The 1,472-nt window shown below is 63.7% G+C and carries 1 protein-coding gene; it reads right to left on the bottom strand.

Annotated elements, in window-relative coordinates; genetic code table 11:
* Window positions 1–5: 5 nt before the first annotated feature.
* Complete coding sequence (locus BM004_RS40495) at window positions 6–1,415, bottom strand: IS701 family transposase (protein WP_093222609.1); 1,410 nt, start codon at window positions 1,413–1,415, stop codon at window positions 6–8.
* Window positions 1,416–1,472 lie beyond the last annotated feature (57 nt).

Raw genomic sequence — 1,472 nt, forward strand, 5'->3', positions numbered from 1 at the left:
TAGTCTTACTGTGTCACAAGAGTAGCTTTACGCCCGCCCTTCCGCAGCAGGGGCACTGCCCGAGACGAGCGATCAGCTGGTAGCTCAGTCGATGGCGCAGTGTCGTGATAGACGTCGCCACGTGGCGCTGCGCGCGCAGGACTGCCGCGGGGGACGTAATCCTTGGGAAGGGAAGGCACCTGGCGTTCGATGAAGTTTTTTTTACCGCCGACAGACTTGTCGGCGACGAGGCGTTCAGCCATGAGGAATCCGTAGGCCGCGATACTCAAGGCGGCATGGTGGTGGAAGCCCCGCCAACCTCGCCCTTCGTAGTGCCCGAGACCGAAGTCCTGCTTTAGATCCTGGTAGTCACGCTCGATGCGCCAGCGCTGGTGGGCGACGTCGACCAACTCGTTGATCGACGTGTGTTCTGGCAGTGTGGACAGGAAGTACTTGCTCGGTTCAGCGTCGCTTGCCGGCCACTCGATGAGCAGCCACTGCTCGGGGCGCAGGCGTGCCTTGCCCGTATTGCCGCCGGCGTGGCGCACCCGCACGGCCGCGAAGCGCCCACTCAATGTGTCGTTGGTTCCCTCGCGCCAGCGAATGATCTGGAACGCTCGGCTTGGCAGGGACTGCGCCAATGCCTTGACGCTCATGGGCTGCAGCGCCGCAGTGCGCCTGGGCATCACTGGCGGTCGGCCCATGCCGCTGTAAGGCTTGGGCGGCAGCGGCTGAACGCCAGGCGGCCAGACCACGACGGCAGATGTGATACCTACTGCGTAGAGCAGGCCCATGTCGCTGAGCGCCTGGCGGAAGGCGTTGTCCACGCCGTAGCCGGCATCGGCCAACACGCAGTGGTGAGGCGCGCCTTCATCCAGCAGCGTGCGTAGCTGCTGCAGCGCGATCTGCGTCTTCGTGGCGAAGCGAACCTCTTTGGGAACGCCGGCTTTGGCGCGGCGTTCAGGATCCGCAGCCCAGTCCTCGGGCAGGTACAACTGCCAGGCTACGGGCAGGCTGCCCTGCTTGCTTGCAAGCGAGATGCTCACCGCTACCTGGCAGTTGTCCTGCTTGCCCAGCATTCCGCAGTACTGGCGGGTGACACCGACCGAATGGCGCCCCTTCTTCGGGAACCCGGTGTCGTCGATGATCCACCAGCCGCCCTGGCTGAAGTCCATCTTGGGCATCACCCACTGACACACGCGCCGCAGCATCTGGGTGTCAGACCACTCGGCCTTGGCCACGAAGTGGTGCAGTGATTGGTGCCGCGCGCTGGCGTGCGTCGGATCCACCCGCGCGGCCATGGGCTCCACGCTCTTGCGCGACAGCGGAAGCATCAAGCCTGTGCAGTAACCACGAAGGCCCGCATGCCGGTCCACGTGACCCAGGCCTTCGCTCAGGTGCTCCAGGTAGCTATCGAATCGCTCGGCTGCATTCATCAATCCTCCAGCTCGAAGTCCGGAAGATCGAATTATGTCATTTGTGACACAGTAAGA

Origin of the sequence: Variovorax sp. OK212 (assembly GCF_900112425.1) — a bacterium.
Lineage (GTDB): Bacteria > Pseudomonadota > Gammaproteobacteria > Burkholderiales > Burkholderiaceae_C > Variovorax.